A 15357-nucleotide genomic window follows, 5' to 3' on the forward strand; every position below is an offset into this window, starting at 1 on the left:
CCGGCCTATCCGGCTTCGGCAGGCGTGTCTTCGAGCAACTCGGCCAATGCGTCGGGCTGGCTCTTGAACGCGCGGGCGAACACGTCGCGGTTCTTGGCCATGTAGATACCCGCTTCCTCCACCTGCTGCTCGTTCAGCGACGGCACGGCTTTTTGCAGGACTTCGGCCAGGCGCTCGGCCAATTCGAGCATCTTGTCATGACGATCGGCTTCGGCTTTATCCATGAACAAGCGCTCCGGGTCGCGGCTGCTGCGGTACACCACTTCGACGGCCATTCATCACCTCTGTGCCTTTTGCGTATATGGGTTGGAAAATATGGGGTGCACGATAGCTGTATTTTTATACAGTGTCGAGCCTAGTCTATCGCCACTGACCTGGCGAGTGGCCATTTGATTTTAGCGGGCGCCCTGTCGCCAGTTGATGACCATAGGTGTCGTGCGGCGCTCGGCCGCCTTCCAAGCACGGGGCCTGGCCCTTTAACTGCATGCCACAAGCGTCACAAGGCTGACGCATCATGCTGCCTGTCGTCATGGGGAATCGAACGATCGTGAACATCAAATGGGCTGAAAAGCTGCGCAAGGGCCTGCACGGCTCCGCCGACTCACTGGGCAACCTGTGCGTCGAGTCCTTCCACTACCTGGCGTTGTTCGGCATCGGGGCGATCACTGCCTACGCGGCGGTGCTGACCTTCATCGACATGCTGTCCAAGGGCGGCATCAGCGTCGATGACATCCTGCTGCTGTTCATCTACCTGGAGCTCGGGGCGATGGTGGGGATCTATTTCAAGACCAACCACATGCCCATCCGCTTCCTGCTCTACGTGGCGATTACCGCGCTCACCCGCCTGCTGATCGGCGATGTGTCGCACCACAAGGCGCCGGACGTGGGCCTGCTGTACGTCTGTGGGGGGATTCTGTTGCTGGCGTTCGCGATCCTGGTGGTGCGCTACGCCTCGTACCGCTATCCGTCGACCCGGGTGATCGACGCCAGCGGCAAGGACATGGACGACGGCAAGGTCTGACGCCTAGCGCGCGATGCCCGCCGTCTGCAGTACCCGCTCATGGGCACCGCGGTCGGTCATGGCGGCGAGCAGTTCCAGCGCGTCTTCGCCCTGCTCGATGGCCAGTCCCAGGCGGATGCTGTCGACCACACGGCGCAGGCGCACCGGGTCGTTGCGCTGCGCGGCGCTGATCAGGCGTTTGGCGACCACGCCGGTGTCCTTGGACAGGGTCAGCATGATGCTGCCGTCCAGGCGTTCGATACTGAGGTTGACCCGGTAATGCGGGGCAAAGGCGTCGCTGATCAGGTCGAAGGGATTGGTCATGGGCCTGCATCTTCGCAAAGGTGTGCAAGCATTGACCGACGGACAGGGCAGATGGTTCAGCGTCGTCGCTGAGGTGAGCCCGCATCAGGGCGCCCTGAATGCCCTGAAGGCCGCACGCGAAAACGCCCGGTGCAGTGCACCGGGCGTTTTCAGTGAACCGTCATTCTTCTTCGACGGGCTGCAACACGCTGCGCTTGCTACGCAGCTTGCCGAACAGATGTTCCAAGGCATTGTTCAGCTTGTTCGCCGCGCCTTCGATCGCATGGTCCAGCGAATCGGCGGTGTGGCTGACTGAAATCGGTTGATGGCCTTTGGGCCGCGCCTCCATTTGGCAGCGTTTGTCTTGCGGACCGGCCTTGTCGCCGTTCTCGTCACGCAAGTGGACCTCGATGCGGGTGAGGTCATCCTCGTAGCGCTGCAGCGTGCTTTCCAGCGTGCTGCGGACCCATTCGTTCAGACGGCTGCTGCTGTCGATATGGTTGCTGCTGTTGACCTGGATTTGCATGATTCAATCCTTATTCAGCTTGCTCGCGTGGAGGCGTGCTCAGGCCCTTGAGGCCCTTGGAAATGCTTCGCCTCTTGACTCTAACGTCAGGCAAGCGCCAAGGGATTTCAACCCCTGGCTGAAAATAAATGTGCTGTTGCATTCGCGCCCGCGCTGCGACGGGCGAGTCTCTGGAGGCGGACCGTCTCGAAGCTTTGCTTGTGAGAATTGAAATCATTACTATTGCACATCTTCATCTTCGCTTCGGACTGCCGCACCATGAAAAGCCAAGCCGCCGGCCTGCCTTTGCGCTATCGCCTGGCCGTCACCTCGCGCAGCCTCGCCGCCTTGTTCGGCGGTTATCTGCTGGCTTCGGCGGTGAGTGTCTGCACCAGCCTGCTGATGCCGGGTGCCCAGGTCGATGCGGCGCTGACCGGGATGATGCTGTCGTTCGTGTTCTACGTGCTCGCCTTCCTCTGGTGCTTCGCTTGCCGTAGCGCGCTGCGCGCCTGGCTGGGCGTGCTGCTGCCGGCATTGGTGCTGGGCGCGGTCGGTGTCTTGGCCTGGTGGGTGAAGCAGCCATGAAGGAAGGCTTCCGTCAGGCCATGGCCTGGTTGCACACCTGGACCGGGCTGATCTTCGGCTGGCTGCTGTTCGCCATCTTCCTCACCGGCACGCTGTCGTACTTCAAGGAAGAGATCACCCACTGGACCAAGCCGGAGATCCAGAGCCATCCGTTGAACCGGGCCGCGAGCCTCGATCTGGCCCAGCGCTACCTGCAAGCCCATGCCGCCCAGTCCAGCACCTGGTTCATTCGCCTGCCCAGCGAGCGCGAGGCGGCCTTGAGCGTTGGTTATCGCGAGCCCGAGCATTCGGGGCGGCGCGGTTTCAACGGCCAGGAACTGGATGCTGCCAGCGGCCAGCCGGTCGAAGGTCGCGACAGCCGGGGAGGCGAATTCTTCTATCGCTTCCATTTCCAGTTGGAGATGCCACACCCCTGGGGCCGTTGGTTGTCGACGTTCTGCGCCTTCATCATGCTGCTGGGGCTGGTGACCGGCATCATCACCCACAAGAAAATCTTCAAGGAATTCTTCACCTTCCGACCCGGCAAGGGCCAGCGCTCATGGTTGGACGGCCACAACGCCATCGGCGTGCTGGTGCTGCCGTTTCACCTGATGATCAGCTACAGCAGCCTGGTGATCTTCATGTACATGGTGATGCCTGCCGGGATTCTCGCCAGTTATGGCGACACCAACAGTTACTTCAACGACTTGTTCGGACGCGACGAAAGCATCGAAAGCCTCGGCGCTGCGCCGCAGGTGCCGCTCTCGACCCTGTATCACAAGGTGCTGGAGCAAGCGCCGGGCGCACAGATCAATCTGATTCGTGTGGAGAATCCGGGCGATGCCAGCGCGCGGGTGACCCTCAGCCGCGCCTCGGCCGACAGCGTCGCCTACAGGCGCAGCGCCAACTGGACCTTCAACGGCGCCGACGGCGCGCTGCTGTCGCAGGGCGCGGCGGAAAGCGCGGCGATGATGACCTCCTTCACCTTCGTCGGTCTGCACATGGGCAATTTCGCTGGCCCTTGGCTGCGCTGGCTGTATTTCGTGTTCGGCGTCGCCGGCACGGCGGTGATCGGAACGGGCTTGGTGATGTGGCTGGGCAAGCGCCAGCTCAAGCACGCCAAGCGCGAGCGTCAGCCGCCCGAACTGCGCCTGGTCGAGGTGCTCAACATCGCCAGCATGGCCGGGCTGCTGCTCGGCGTGGCCGCATTCTTCTGGGCCAATCGGCTGGTGCCAGTGGCGCTCGAAGGCCGCGCCGAGTGGGAGATCAGGGCCTTCTTCATGGCTTGGGGACTGTCGCTGGTGCATGCCACGCTGCGTCCCGGCCGGCGTGCCTGGGGCGAGCAGTTGGCCCTAGGCGCGGCGGCGTTCGGCCTGCTGCCGCTGCTCAACGGCCTCACCACCGGACAGGGCCTGAACCATTCGATCGCCGTGGGCGATTGGGCCATGGCCGGCTTCGACCTCACCGCCCTGGGCACTGGGCTGTTCCTGGCCTGGGCGGGGGCGAAGATGTTGCGCGCGCCCAAGCCCATGGCCAAGCGCGCGGGCCGTGACAAGGCTGCCGGCCCCACTCTGGAAGCGAACTGATGCTGAGCGTTGCCCTGTTCAACTTCGCGGCGCTGGTCGCCCTGTGCCTGGCCATGGACAAGCACTTCACCGAGTTGCTCGCACGCAAGCCACGCGCAGTGGAGTTGCGGGTCTTGCGCGTGGGCGGCGCGACGCTGTTGCTGCTGGCGCTGCTGCTGGCCGTGCACGTGCGCGGGCTGGCGTTGGGGCTGGTGGAGTGGACGGCGCTGCTGATGGCCGGCCTGACCCTGTGGGTGTTCGGCCTGCCCTACCTGCCGCGCGTGCTGCTGGGCCTGGCGGGCGCCAGTCTGGTGCTGGCGCCGCTGCTGGCGGTGTTCGCCGCGTGAGCGAGCCGGAACTCGACGAGGCCGGTGGTCGGGCGCGCTTCGTTCAGGTGTTCCTGGCCCAGCGTGGACGCATGGAGGCCTTGGTCAGTCGGCGCGTGGGCTGTCGCGCCACGGCTTCGGACCTGGTCCAGGAACTGTTCCTGCGCTTCTGGCGCCGACCTACGGTCAAGGTCGAAGCGTTGGACACCTACCTGCTGCGCTGCGCGGGTAACCTGGCCATCGACCACTTGCGCAGCGAAGGCAGTCGCGGGCGGGTGGCCGAGGGGCTTTATCTGGACGATGAAGAGCCGTCGGCCCAGGCGCCCGAGCAGGCGCTGGAGGTCGATCACGACCTGCGCCGAATCGAACAGGCCCTGCGCGATCTGCCCGAGCGCACCCGGCAGATTTTCCTGCTCAACCGTATCCACGGCTGCAAGTACGGCGAGATCGCCAAGGCCATGCAGCTGTCCCAGAGTGCGGTGGAAAAGCATATGATGCGCGCCCTTGAAGCGTGCAAGGCGAGTGTCGCCGAGCCCGCCACCGCAACGCGCAGGCCAGGGAGCGAGCGCCGATGAGTCCGTCCGAGCCGATCACCGCCGAGCAGTCGCGCATGGCCCTGGGCTGGCTGAGCCGTATCAACGAGCAGCCGGCCGCCGCCGACGGCGCGGCGTTCAAACGCTGGTTGCTGGCGCACCCGGCGCACCGTGACGCCTACGCCGAGGCCCAGGCACTGTGGCACCAGAGCGAGGGCCCGGCGCTGCGCCTGGCCGAAGAAGAGCAGGCGCAACTGCAGCAGTATCTCCAGGCCATGCGCCCGTCATCGACGCGTCGGCGCTGGCGTGGCGCCGCGCTGGCGGCGGCGGCCTGCCTGGTGCTGGCGCTCGGCAGCCTGGCCGGCTGGCAGCCGCAGTTCTGGCTGCAGGATCTGCGCGCCGATTACCGCAGCGCGGCGCAGGTGCGGCAGGTCACGCTCAGCGACGGCTCGCGCCTGACCTTGGATGCTGGCAGCGCCGTGGCCCTGGACTTCGCCGCCGGCCAGCGCCGTGTGCGCCTGTTGCGTGGTGCGGCGTTCTTCGAGGTGACCCACACCGGCGCGCCATTCCTGGTGCAGGCCGCTGGCGGCGAAGTACGGGTGCTGGGCACACAGTTCGAGGTGCGCGAGCGCGGCGACAGCGCCGAGGTCACCGTGCGCAGCGGACGCGTGGCGGTGACGCCGGCGCCGGGCGCGACACCGCGCGAACTGGTCGCCAATCAGCAACTGCGTTATGCCGAGGGTCACGCCGGAGAAATGCAGACGGTGGACAGCGACAGCCGGCTGGCGTGGCGTCAGGGCTGGCTGAACTACTACCAGGTGCCGTTGGCGCAGGTGGTCGACGACCTGCAGCGCTATTACCCAGGACGCCTGCTGCTGCTCGACGAGGCGTTGGCGCAGCGCCCGGTCAGCGGCAGTTTCCCGGTACAGGAGCCGTTGCAGGCCCTGGCGTCGCTGGGCAAGGTGCTGGGTTTCACGCCGCAGACCTTCTTGGGCCGGGTGACGATCATTCGCTGAGTGCAGCAGGCCCGGGGCGCCGTCGAAAAATATTTTCAAAAGCGGGTGAGGTGGAACGGGCTCGCATCCGTGTAGTGAGTGAAAGTGCGATTCATTCGCAACCAAACCGTTTCCTCACAGGTCTGCGTCCATGAAGTTCACCCCGCGTTGCGTCCCTCTCTGGTTCGGTCTTTGCGCCTCGTCCCTGCTGACGCAGGCGCCACTGGCCCGTGCGGCCGAGCAGGTCCAGCTGTTCACCTTCGCCCAGCCCGCCCAGCCTCTGGCCCAGGCACTGGCGGCGTTCAGCCAGACCACCGGGCAGAGCGTGGTGTACACCCTGGCGCTGTCCGGCCAGCAGGCACCGGCGCTGAACGGCGCCTTGAGCGCCGAACAGGCCTTGCAGCAGTTGCTCGGCCAGTCGGGTTTGATCTGGCGTCGTCTCGACGCCCGCACCTTCACCCTGGAGGCATTGGATACCGCTGGCGCCGTCAGCCTGCAAGCCACCAACGTCACCTCGCAGTTGGACAACTTCAGTTATCAGCCGCCGGCCAGCGCCTCGATCATGCGCGGCCAGGGCCCGAACCTGGAGATCCCCCACGCGATCAACGTGGTGTCTGCCCAGGTGCTACGCGACCAGGCCCCGCGCAACCTCGACGACGCGTTGGCCAACGTCAGCGGCATCACTCAGGGCAACAACTTCGGCGGCACCGCCGACACGGTGATGAAGCGCGGCTTCGGCGACAACCGCGACGGCTCGATCATGCGCGACGGCATGCCGCTGGTGCAGGGCCGCAGCCTCAACGCCACCACCGAGCGGGTCGAAGTGCTCAAAGGCCCGGCCTCGCTGCTCTACGGCATCCAGGATCCGGGTGGGGTGATCAACGTGGTCAGCAAGCGCCCACAGATGCAGCAGTACAACGCCTTGACCGTGCGCGGCTCCAGCTACGGCAGTGGCAAGAACGGCAGTGGCGGCAGCTTCGACAGTACCGGCGCGCTGGGCGACAGCAACCTGGCCTATCGCCTGATCGTCGACCACGAAGACGAAGACTACTGGCGCAATTTCGGCGTGCACCGCGAGTCGCTGGTGGCACCGTCGCTGGCCTGGTACGGCGAAGACACCCAGGTGACCTTCGCCTACGAGCACCGCGAGTTCCTCTCGCCATTCGACCGTGGCACGGCGATCAGCAACCGTACCAACCACCCGCTGGACATCCCGGCCACGCGTCGCCTGGACGAGAAGTTCAACGACATGGAAGGGCGCTCGGACCTGTATCGCCTGGAAGTCGACCACCAGTTGGCCGACGACTGGAAAGTGCACATGGGTTACAGCTTCAACCGCGAAACCTACGATGCCAGCCAGGTGCGGGTGACCGGCGTCAACGATGCCCTTGGCACCTTGAACCGCAGTATCGACGGCACCCATGGCGCCATGAGTCGCGACCAGTTCGCCACCTTGAGCCTGACCGGCAACGTGCAACTGGCCGGCATGCAGCACGACCTGCTGCTGGGCATGGACCACGAAGACCGCAAGGTCTACCGCGCCGACCTGATCCGCCAGGCCAGTCGTTCAAGGTTCAGCTACCTGAACCCGATCTATGGTCGTGAGCCGGAAGGCACGACCGTGCGCGCCAGCGACAGCGACCAGACCGACAAGCTACGCACCGACTCGCTGTTCGCCCAGGACGCCGTGCACCTGGACGATCACTGGATCGCCGTGGCGGGCCTGCGCCTGCAGCAGTACGACCAACTCGCCGGACGCGGACGCCCCTTCAACGTCAATACCGATACCCGCGACCACGCCTGGACCCCGCATGCCGGGCTGGTCTACAAGGTCGACGAGCAGTTGTCGTTCTATGGCAGCTACAGCGAGTCGTTCAAGCCCAATTCCAGCATTGCGCCGTTGACCGGTGGGCGCGTGCTTGACGCCTCCATCGCGCCGGAGCAGGGCAAGGCCTGGGAGCTGGGCGCCAAGCTCGATATTCCGGGTCAGATCACCGGCACCCTGGCGTTGTTCGACATCACCAAGCGCAACGTGCTGGTGGCCAACCTCGATCCACGCTCGGGCGAAACCCTCTACAGCAACGCCGGCGAGGTCAATTCGCGCGGCGTCGAACTCGACCTGAGTGGCCAGCTCAGCGAGCGCTGGAGCCTGATCGGCAGCTACGCCTTCACCGACGCCGAAGTCACCAAGGATCCGGCGCTCAAGGGCAATCGCCTGCAGAACGTGGCGCGCCACAGCGGCTCGCTGTCGGCGGTGTACGACTACGGCAGCCTGTTCGGCGGCGACCGCCTGCGCCTGGGCGCCGGTGCGCGCTACGTGGGCGAGCGTGCCGGCAACCCGAGCAACGACTTCGACCTGCCGGCCTACACCGTGGCCGACGCCTTCGCCAGCTACGAAACCCGGTTGGACGAGCACAAGGTGCGCCTGCAACTGAACGTGAAGAACCTGTTCGACAAGGTCTACTACAGCTCGGCGGTGAACCGTTACTTCGTCGCCATCGGCGATGCACGGCAGATCAGTCTGTCGAGCACCTTGGAGTTCTGACGCCCCGCTGAACGCGCAGGCTCAGGCAAACGCGGCGCGATACGCTCCCGGCGTAGCGCCGAGGGCCTGGCGGAAGCGGTTGCTGAAGTGACTGGCGCTGGCGAAGCCGCACAGCAGCGCCACCTGCCCCAGCGGCAGGTCGCCCTGGCGCAGCAGGCGGCACGCCAGCTCCAGGCGCCGCGCCAGCAGGTACTGGTGTGGCGGCAGGCCGAAGCTTTCGCGGAACATCCGCGCGAAGTGATATTCGGACAGGTTGCAACGCTGCGCCAGATCCGCCAGGGCCAGCGGCTGGTCGAGATGCGCCTCGATGTAGTCGGTCAGTTGCCTGCGCTGGTGCGGCGCCAGCCCGCCTTTGAGCCGCAGGCCCTGGCGCAGGCCGACCTGGCCGAGCACGGCGTGGTCGACGATGGCATGCGCCAGACTGCTGGCCAGCAGGCGCTCGCCCGGCTCGTCCCAGCCCAGGTCGATCAATTGACGAAAGCGCAAGGCTTGCTGCGGCTCGTCGATGAAGATCGCTTCGTGCAACTGCATCTGACGCGGCTCGCGGTCCAGCAGGCGCAGGCAACCGAGGGCGAAGCGTTCGTCGCTGATGTACAGGTGGGCCAGGCGGATGCTGCCGTCGATCACCCAGTTGGACTCATGGCCGGCCGGCATGATGCACAGCTTGCCCGGCGCGCCTTTGTCGGCGGGGCGCTGGCGGCGATAGGTGCCCGTGCCATCGGCGATGTAGCACGACAGCGTGTGGTGGCTCGGCGCCTGATAGTCGCGGGTGTCGTCCCGGTTGTTCCACAAGGCCACGGCCAGCCCCTCGCCGAGCTGCGCGCTGGACTCCAGGCGCGCCCGCGGCGAGCTGTGCAGGGCATTGAACACGTGCAGTTGATGAAGTGGCGGCATCGGCGGGTTCCTCGTGACTCGCATCCTACTGCGCGGCGGGCGCGTTGCGCAGAGGGCGCAGCGCAAAAGCGCAAGTTTGTGCAAGCGCGGTGGCGCCAGCCGGTGAAGACTGCGGCGGTCGAGGTCGGGCCGCGCACGCCCAGCCGTCACTTTTCGCGCAAGGATCCACGCTATGAACCTGTCCCTGTACCTGCTCACCGTCCTGATCTGGGGCACCACTTGGATCGCACTGAAGCTGCAACTGGGCGTGGTGGCCATCCCGGTCTCGATCGTCTACCGCTTCGCGCTGGCCGGGTTGATCCTGTTCGCCGTCCTGCTGCTGACCCGCCGCCTGCAACCGATGGGGCGGCGGGGGCACCTGATCTGTCTGGCCCAGGGCCTGTGCCTGTTCTGCGTCAACTTCATGTGTTTTCTCACCGCCAGCCAATGGATCGCCAGTGGGCTGATCGCCGTGGTGTTCTCCACGGCGACCTTGTGGAACGCCCTGAACGCGCGGCTGTTCTTCGGCCAGCGCATCGCCGCCAATGTGCTCGGCGGCGGTGCGCTGGGGCTGCTCGGCCTGGGGCTGCTGTTCTGGCCTGAACTGTCGGACCATACCGCCAGTACCGAAACCCTGGTCGGCCTGGCATTGGCATTGTTCGGCACCTTGTGTTTCTCGGCGGGCAACTTGCTCTCCAGCCTGCAGCAGAAGGCGGGCCTGCGGCCGATGACCACCAACGCCTGGGGCATGGTCTACGGTGCGATTCTGCTGGGCCTGTACTGCCTGGTCAGCGGCGTACCGTTTAGCGTGGAATGGAACGCGCGCTATATCGGCTCGCTGCTGTACTTGGTGATTCCCGGCTCGGTGATCGCCTTCACCGCCTACCTCACCCTGGTTGGACGCCTGGGGCCGGAGCGTGCGGCGTACTGCACCGTGCTGTTCCCGCTGGTGGCGCTGAACGTCTCGGCTTTCGCCGAGGGTTACCAGTGGACGCCACCGGCGCTGCTGGGCCTGCTGGCGGTGATGGCCGGCAATGTGCTGGTGTTTCGCAAGCCACGACCGATCAAAGCGCCAGGCGCGGCTTTGGCGATGAAGTGACGGGCGTGCCTGGCGGGATTGCAGCAGACGCCAGCGCGGGAGCGTCTACACTTGGCCCACTCCCTCAGATCCCGCCAGGTAGGTCATGCAGTCAGTCTCGTCATGGAATCGCCCGCTCACCCTGCGCCAGGCGCAATTGATCTGCCTGTGCGCGCTGGCGTTGCATGTGTTGCCGCTGATCCTCGCCGACGCGATGTACCTCGACGATGTCTGGCGGGCGCAGACCGCCATCGGTCATTGGAGCGGCGAGGGCCGTTTGCTGACCCAGTGGCTGCATGCAGGTCTGGGCTTTTCCGGTGGCGCGATCAACCTGTTTCCCTTGCCGTTGCTGCTGGTCCTGCCCGTGGTGGCCTACGCCTTGGCGCGGCTGGCCCAGCACTATTTCATCGAGCCGCGACCCAGCGATCTGCTGGTGGTGCTGCCGCTGTGGTACAGCCCGTTCTTTTTGCAGAACCTGTCGTACCAGTACGACGGCCCGGCGATGGCGCTGGGGGTGTCGGCGATGATCCTGGCCATTACCGTCGGGCCGCGCCGCCTGTTGGCTGGCGCGGCGCTCATCGCCTGCGGCCTGGGTTTTTATCAGGTGACGCTGAACCTGTTCGTCGGCCTGTGCTGCATCGAGGCGGTACGCGGGCTGCTGCGTGGCGATGAACTGACGAAGGTGCTCGGGGCAGCGGGGCGGCGGTTGCTTCAGGCGCTGTCGGGCGGGGTGCTGTACTTGCTGCTGGCGTTGCCGTGGATGTCCGGGCAGCGCCTGGCGTTGCTGGCGTTCGATTCGGCATGGCCCGGCGAAGTGCTGCGGCGGCTGGGCGTGGTGTTCGAGCATGTCGCGTTGTTGTTCACGCCCGGCAATGTGATGTTGGGCATCGGCCTTGTACTGTTGGCGCTGCTGGGCGGGCTGCGCGCGGCTCGCTCGTCGTTGCGTGAGCGAGGCGCTGTGGTCTTGCTGATACGCGGTCTTGGGCTGGGGCTGGCAGTGCTGGTGCTGCTGGTCATGACCTCCGGGATCATGCTGGTGTTCGCTGACTTCAGCCATGGCGCGCGGACCTTGATGGGCTTCGCCTGCGTGCTGGTGCTGCTGTTCCTCCTTGCCAGACTCGGCCTGGGCGAGGCTTCGCCTGATCGAGCTTTGATCCTTTGCCTACCGCTGTTGTCGATGCTGTCGCTGGCCTATGCCAATGGCCGCGTGCTGGAGGCGCAGAAAACGCAGACGGCGGCCATCGCCCAGTACATCGGCCAGGACATCCTCAGTCATCGCGAATTGGACAAAGCCCAGCGATTCTATGTGCTGGACGCGCACCAGTCCGAGGGCTGGCTGCCCGCCGCTTCGGGAACCTTGGACCACGTCCCGGTACTGGCCTTCATCCGCAATTCGAACTTCGTGCTGCTGCCCGAGATGATGACCCAGGTCGGCCTTGGCCAGTTCTACATCAACGTGCATACCAATCGAAGTCCGCCGCCTGCTTGGCAGATCGATACCCTGGCCGGCGCTGCCCTCGCCCCGATCGTGGACAATCGGCTCTATCGCATTTATCTGGTCGGGGACGAGGGCTACGTGGTGACCAAGCCGCAGCGCCGCCCCTGGACACTGCCATGACCCCACACGCGCATGGCCTGTGGCGGCAGATGCGTCGCTATGCCCTGGTCGGGGTGGGTAACACCTTGACCCACTGGGCGGTATTCTTCGGCCTCTACCTGCTGCTGGGCCTGCGCCAGGCCACCAGCAACCTGCTGGCCTTCCTGGCCGCCGCAAGCCTGTCGTATTACGTCAACGCCCGCTACACCTTCGCCGCACGCCCCAGCAAGCGCCGCTACCTGCTGTTCATGTCCGGCATCGGCGCCTTGAGCCTGGCCTTGGGCGCGATTTCCGACTGGGCGCAACTGTCGCCGTGGTTGACGCTGTCTAGCTTTTCCGCGCTGAGCCTGGTGTTGGGCTACAGCTTTTCACGCCGTGTGGTCTTCAGAGGAAGGACGCCATGAACATCACCTTGATCGTGCCGGTGTACAACGAGCAGGACACCCTTGAGCACTTCTACCGCACCGTGCGCGCCGAGCCGTCGCTGCAGGGCATGACGGTGGAGATCCTGTTCGTCAACGACGGCAGCAGCGACGACACCGAAGCCCTGTGCGCGGAACTGGCGCTGCGCGACGAGTGGGTGACGGTGATCAACTTCTCGCGCAACTTCGGCAAGGAGTCGGCGCTGTTCGCCGGGCTGGAGTACGCCGATGGCGATGCCATGGTGCCGATCGACGTGGACCTGCAAGACCCCATCGAGCTGATCGCGCAGATGGTCGAGCGCTGGCGCCAGGGCGCCGACGTGGTCCTGGCCAAGCGCCGCAGCCGCAACGCCGACACCCCACTCAAACGCTGGACCGCGCGCCTGTACTACCGGCTGCACAACCGCATCGCGTCCACCCATATCGAGGAGAACGTCGGCGACTTCCGCCTGCTCGACCGCAAGGTGGTCGCGGCGATCCGCCAGTTGCCTGAGCAGCAGTTGTTCATGAAGGGCGTGCTGTCGTGGGTGGGTTTTCGCACCGAGATCATCGAGTACGACCGCCCGCCACGGGTAGCGGGGGAGAGCAAGTTCGGCCTGTGGCGGCTGTGGAACCTGGCGCTGGACGGCATCACCTCGTTCAGCACGGTGCCGCTGCGCTTGTGGACCTACATCGGCGCCGCGGTGTCGCTGTTCGCGCTGTTCTTCGCCGTGTACCTGATCGTGCAGAAGGTGCTGTGGGGCGTGGACCTGCCAGGCTATCCGTCGCTGTTGTCGGCGATCCTGTTCCTCGGCGGGGTGCAACTGATCGGTATCGGCATCCTGGGCGAGTACGTGGGGCGCATCTACCAGGAGACCAAGCACCGTCCGCGCTATGTGGTGCGCAAGGTGCAGGGGCGGCGGCGGCAGCCGCGCGCCCCGGTGACGACGCCGTCCGTGTAGCCGGCGCCGATCGCCTCAGCCCTTCCACACCTGCGGATTGACCAGATCGCGCGGCCGCTCGCCGAGCAGCGCCGCGCGCAGGTTGTCGAGGGCGCGGTTGGCCATGGCCTCGCGGGTTTCGGCGGTGGCCGATCCCACATGGGGCAGGGTCAGGGCGTTGGGCAGCGTGAACAGCGGCGAGTCGGCCAGTGGCTCTTTCTCGTACACGTCAAGTCCGGCGCCGCGAATCGTACCGGCTTGCAGCGCTTCGATCAGCGCTGCCTCGTCCACCACCGGGCCCCGGGCGATGTTGATCAGGAACGCGCTGGGCTTCATCAGTTTCAGTTCGCGGGCGCCGATCAGCTTGCGCGTAGCGTCGGACAGCGGCACCACGATGCAGACGAAATCGGCTTCGCCCAGCAACTGCTCCAGGCTGCGGTATTGCGCGCCCAGTTCCTGCTCCAGCGCCGGCTTGCGGCTGTTGCCGGCGTACAGCACCGACATGCCGAAGCCCAACCGGCCGCGTCGGGCGATGGCCGCGCCGATGTTGCCCAGGCCGACGATGCCCAGGGTCTTGCCGTGCACGTCGCTGCCGAACTGCGCCGGTCCGACGCTGGCCTGCCAGTGTCCGGCCTTGGTCCAGGCATCGAGCTCGGCGGTGCGTCGGGCGCAGCCCATGATCAGCGAGAAGCCCAGGTCGGCGGTGCTTTCGGTGAGCACGTCGGGGGTATTGGTCAGGGCGATGCCGCGTTCGTTGAAGTAGTCCAGGTCATAGTTGTCGTAGCCCACCGAGACGCTGGACACCACCTCGAGCTTGCCCGCGCCTTCGAGCTGCGCGCGGCCCAGCTTGCGGCCGACGCCGATCAGCCCGTGGGCCTCGGGCAGCGCCTCGTTGAACTGGGCGCTGATGTCGCCGAGCTTGGGGTTGGGCAGGATCACGTGGAAATCCTGCTGCAGGCGCTCGGCCATGGCCGGCGTGATACGGCTGAAAGCCAGGACGGTCTTTTTCATGGGCTACTCCTTGGGAAGCGCTACACGCTACGCGTTTACGGCGGCGAGAAAAAGCCGCGGCCGCTTTCTAAAGGTGGGTCTTGAGATCGGCCTCATGCGCGGCGAGGATCTCCGGCAGCGAATTGCGCAGGTACTCCACCCAGGTCTTGATCTTCGCGTCCAGGTATTGGCGCGAGGGGTAGATGGCGTAGAGGTTCAGCTCCTGCAGGCGGTACTCGGGCATCACCCGCACCAGGCTGCCGTCGCGCAGGCCGTCGATGGCTGAATAGATGGGCAGCACGCCCACGCCCATGCCGCTGCGGATCGCAGTCTTCATGGCGTCGGCGGAATTGACCTGGAACGGCGAGCTGGTGACGTTCACCACCTCTTGTCCTTCGGGGCCGTTGAACAGCCACTTCTCCAGGGCAATGACCGGGCTGACCATGCGCAGGCATTGGTGCTTGAGCAGTTCGGCGGGCTTTTGCGCGCTGCCGTGGCGGGCCACGTAGTCCGGCGAGGCGCAGACGATGCTGTAGGTGATGCCCAGGCGCTGGGAGACGAAACCCGAGTCGGGCAGCTCGGTGGCCAGCACGATGGAGACGTCATAGCCCTCGTCGAGCAGGTCCGGCACGCGGTTGGCCATGGTCAGGTCGAAGGTCACGTCCGGGTGGGTTTCGCGGTAGCGGGCGATGGCATCGACCACGAAGTGCTGACCGACGCCGGTCATCGAATGCACTTTCAATTGCCCGGCCGGACGCGCATGGGCGTCGCTGGCCTCGGCCTCGGCTTCTTCGACGAAGGTGAGGATCTGTTCGCAGCGCATCAGGTAGCGCTTGCCGGCCTCGGTCAAGGCGATGCGGCGGGTGGTGCGGTTGAGCAGGCGGGTTTGCAGATGGGCTTCCAGGTTGGAGACCGCCCGCGACACGTTCGCGGTGGTGGTGTCCAATTGCCCGGCAGCGGCGGTGAAGCTGCCGAGCTGGGCGACGCAACTGAAAGCACGCATGTTTTGCAGGGTGTCCATGGGTCACTCTCGATTTAGAGGGCGAAATTGTGACATGCCGCGACAAAAAAGCACGTGCGACCAAAGCCGGATTATCGCTGTTTCGGTAACAAAGATTCGCAGGAATACGTGCTTATCGCC

At 65.5% G+C, this 15357-nt stretch carries 17 protein-coding genes; 11 read left to right on the forward strand and 6 right to left on the reverse strand.

Features of this window, described 5'->3' with window-relative positions:
- Positions 1 to 5: 5 nt before the first annotated feature.
- Entirely contained in the window at positions 6 to 275 is a 270-nt protein-coding gene (locus tag GKC70_RS04745; RefSeq protein WP_317871694.1) for a YebG family protein, read from the reverse strand.
- Positions 276 to 547: 272 nt separating this feature from the next.
- Here GKC70_RS04745 and GKC70_RS04750 point away from each other — a divergent pair, with 272 nt between their 5' ends.
- The gene (locus GKC70_RS04750) at positions 548 to 1021 is read left to right on the forward strand and encodes a phosphate-starvation-inducible PsiE family protein (RefSeq protein ID WP_037028783.1); all 474 of its coding nucleotides are present in this window, start codon (positions 548 to 550) and stop codon (positions 1019 to 1021) included.
- Between the two features lie 3 nt (positions 1022 to 1024).
- Here GKC70_RS04750 and GKC70_RS04755 read toward each other — a convergent pair whose 3' ends face one another.
- Positions 1025 to 1324, reverse strand: a complete 300-nt coding sequence (locus tag GKC70_RS04755) for a DUF3509 domain-containing protein (protein ID WP_342650601.1) — start codon at positions 1322 to 1324, stop codon at positions 1025 to 1027.
- 160 nt (positions 1325 to 1484) lie between these two features.
- On the reverse strand, positions 1485 to 1829 hold the full coding sequence (locus GKC70_RS04760; RefSeq protein ID WP_029615012.1) for an HPF/RaiA family ribosome-associated protein: 345 nt from the start codon (positions 1827 to 1829) through the stop codon (positions 1485 to 1487).
- Between the two features lie 258 nt (positions 1830 to 2087).
- Here GKC70_RS04760 and GKC70_RS04765 point away from each other — a divergent pair, with 258 nt between their 5' ends.
- From GKC70_RS04765 to GKC70_RS04790, 6 genes are all read left to right on the forward strand, one after another.
- Positions 2088 to 2393: a DUF3649 domain-containing protein gene (locus GKC70_RS04765; RefSeq protein WP_295487369.1), complete on the forward strand. Its 306-nt coding sequence runs from the start codon at positions 2088 to 2090 to the stop codon at positions 2391 to 2393.
- Positions 2390 to 3958 carry a PepSY-associated TM helix domain-containing protein gene (locus GKC70_RS04770; RefSeq protein WP_342650602.1) on the forward strand — a complete coding sequence of 523 codons (1569 nt, stop codon included), beginning with the start codon at positions 2390 to 2392 and terminating at the stop codon, positions 3956 to 3958. Before GKC70_RS04765 ends, GKC70_RS04770 begins: the two co-directional genes overlap by 4 nt.
- Complete coding sequence (locus GKC70_RS04775) at positions 3958 to 4284, forward strand: DUF3325 domain-containing protein (RefSeq protein ID WP_295487375.1); 327 nt, start codon at positions 3958 to 3960, stop codon at positions 4282 to 4284. Before GKC70_RS04770 ends, GKC70_RS04775 begins: the two co-directional genes overlap by 1 nt.
- On the forward strand, positions 4281 to 4838 hold the full coding sequence (locus GKC70_RS04780) for a sigma-70 family RNA polymerase sigma factor (protein WP_029615014.1): 558 nt from the start codon (positions 4281 to 4283) through the stop codon (positions 4836 to 4838). The genes GKC70_RS04775 and GKC70_RS04780 overlap by 4 nt, the downstream gene beginning before the upstream one ends.
- Entirely contained in the window at positions 4835 to 5812 is a 978-nt protein-coding gene (locus GKC70_RS04785; protein ID WP_342650603.1) for a FecR domain-containing protein, read from the forward strand. The genes GKC70_RS04780 and GKC70_RS04785 overlap by 4 nt, the downstream gene beginning before the upstream one ends.
- A gap of 130 nt (positions 5813 to 5942) precedes the next feature.
- A complete protein-coding gene (locus GKC70_RS04790) occupies positions 5943 to 8336 on the forward strand; it encodes a TonB-dependent receptor (protein ID WP_342650604.1) in 2394 nt (797 codons plus the stop codon).
- A gap of 21 nt (positions 8337 to 8357) precedes the next feature.
- On the opposite strand, the gene GKC70_RS04795 is transcribed toward GKC70_RS04790, so the two are convergent.
- Positions 8358 to 9230, reverse strand: coding sequence for an AraC family transcriptional regulator (locus GKC70_RS04795; RefSeq protein WP_342650605.1), 873 nt, complete (start codon positions 9228 to 9230; stop codon positions 8358 to 8360).
- Positions 9231 to 9402: 172 nt separating this feature from the next.
- On the opposite strand from GKC70_RS04795, the gene GKC70_RS04800 reads away from it, so the two are divergent.
- From GKC70_RS04800 to GKC70_RS04815, 4 genes are all read left to right on the forward strand, one after another.
- Entirely contained in the window at positions 9403 to 10308 is a 906-nt protein-coding gene (locus tag GKC70_RS04800; RefSeq protein ID WP_342650606.1) for an EamA family transporter, read from the forward strand.
- Between the two features lie 85 nt (positions 10309 to 10393).
- The gene (locus tag GKC70_RS04805) at positions 10394 to 11905 is read left to right on the forward strand and encodes a glucosyltransferase domain-containing protein (RefSeq protein WP_342650607.1); all 1512 of its coding nucleotides are present in this window, start codon (positions 10394 to 10396) and stop codon (positions 11903 to 11905) included.
- The gene (locus GKC70_RS04810) at positions 11902 to 12288 is read left to right on the forward strand and encodes a GtrA family protein (protein WP_342650608.1); all 387 of its coding nucleotides are present in this window, start codon (positions 11902 to 11904) and stop codon (positions 12286 to 12288) included. Before GKC70_RS04805 ends, GKC70_RS04810 begins: the two co-directional genes overlap by 4 nt.
- Positions 12285 to 13247 (forward strand): glycosyltransferase family 2 protein, encoded by a 963-nt coding sequence (locus tag GKC70_RS04815; protein WP_039579988.1) that lies wholly within the window; start codon positions 12285 to 12287, stop codon positions 13245 to 13247. The genes GKC70_RS04810 and GKC70_RS04815 overlap by 4 nt, the downstream gene beginning before the upstream one ends.
- A 15-nt stretch (positions 13248 to 13262) precedes the next feature.
- Here GKC70_RS04815 and GKC70_RS04820 read toward each other — a convergent pair whose 3' ends face one another.
- Both GKC70_RS04820 and GKC70_RS04825 read right to left on the reverse strand, forming a co-directional pair.
- Positions 13263 to 14237: a D-glycerate dehydrogenase gene (locus GKC70_RS04820; RefSeq protein WP_342650609.1), complete on the reverse strand. Its 975-nt coding sequence runs from the start codon at positions 14235 to 14237 to the stop codon at positions 13263 to 13265.
- A 67-nt stretch (positions 14238 to 14304) separates the two neighbouring features.
- Positions 14305 to 15237: a LysR family transcriptional regulator gene (locus GKC70_RS04825; protein WP_039579983.1), complete on the reverse strand. Its 933-nt coding sequence runs from the start codon at positions 15235 to 15237 to the stop codon at positions 14305 to 14307.
- Between the last annotated feature and the right edge of the window lie 120 nt (positions 15238 to 15357).

This window comes from Pseudomonas sp. REB1044, assembly GCF_038813925.1.
Classification (GTDB): domain Bacteria; phylum Pseudomonadota; class Gammaproteobacteria; order Pseudomonadales; family Pseudomonadaceae; genus Aquipseudomonas; species Aquipseudomonas boreofloridensis.

Coding starts and splice junctions, on each gene's coding strand:
- GKC70_RS04745 (WP_317871694.1), bottom strand. CDS start 275: ATGGCCGTCGAAGTGGTGTACCGCAGCAGCCGCGACCCGGAGCGCTTG.
- GKC70_RS04755 (WP_342650601.1), bottom strand. CDS start 1,324: ATGACCAATCCCTTCGACCTGATCAGCGACGCCTTTGCCCCGCATTAC.
- GKC70_RS04760 (WP_029615012.1), bottom strand. CDS start 1,829: ATGCAAATCCAGGTCAACAGCAGCAACCATATCGACAGCAGCAGCCGT.
- GKC70_RS04765 (WP_295487369.1), top strand. CDS start 2,088: ATGAAAAGCCAAGCCGCCGGCCTGCCTTTGCGCTATCGCCTGGCCGTC.
- GKC70_RS04770 (WP_342650602.1), top strand. CDS start 2,390: ATGAAGGAAGGCTTCCGTCAGGCCATGGCCTGGTTGCACACCTGGACC.
- GKC70_RS04775 (WP_295487375.1), top strand. CDS start 3,958: ATGCTGAGCGTTGCCCTGTTCAACTTCGCGGCGCTGGTCGCCCTGTGC.
- GKC70_RS04785 (WP_342650603.1), top strand. CDS start 4,835: ATGAGTCCGTCCGAGCCGATCACCGCCGAGCAGTCGCGCATGGCCCTG.
- GKC70_RS04790 (WP_342650604.1), top strand. CDS start 5,943: ATGAAGTTCACCCCGCGTTGCGTCCCTCTCTGGTTCGGTCTTTGCGCC.
- GKC70_RS04795 (WP_342650605.1), bottom strand. CDS start 9,230: ATGCCGCCACTTCATCAACTGCACGTGTTCAATGCCCTGCACAGCTCG.
- GKC70_RS04800 (WP_342650606.1), top strand. CDS start 9,403: ATGAACCTGTCCCTGTACCTGCTCACCGTCCTGATCTGGGGCACCACT.
- GKC70_RS04805 (WP_342650607.1), top strand. CDS start 10,394: ATGCAGTCAGTCTCGTCATGGAATCGCCCGCTCACCCTGCGCCAGGCG.
- GKC70_RS04810 (WP_342650608.1), top strand. CDS start 11,902: ATGACCCCACACGCGCATGGCCTGTGGCGGCAGATGCGTCGCTATGCC.
- GKC70_RS04815 (WP_039579988.1), top strand. CDS start 12,285: ATGAACATCACCTTGATCGTGCCGGTGTACAACGAGCAGGACACCCTT.
- GKC70_RS04820 (WP_342650609.1), bottom strand. CDS start 14,237: ATGAAAAAGACCGTCCTGGCTTTCAGCCGTATCACGCCGGCCATGGCC.
- GKC70_RS04825 (WP_039579983.1), bottom strand. CDS start 15,237: ATGGACACCCTGCAAAACATGCGTGCTTTCAGTTGCGTCGCCCAGCTC.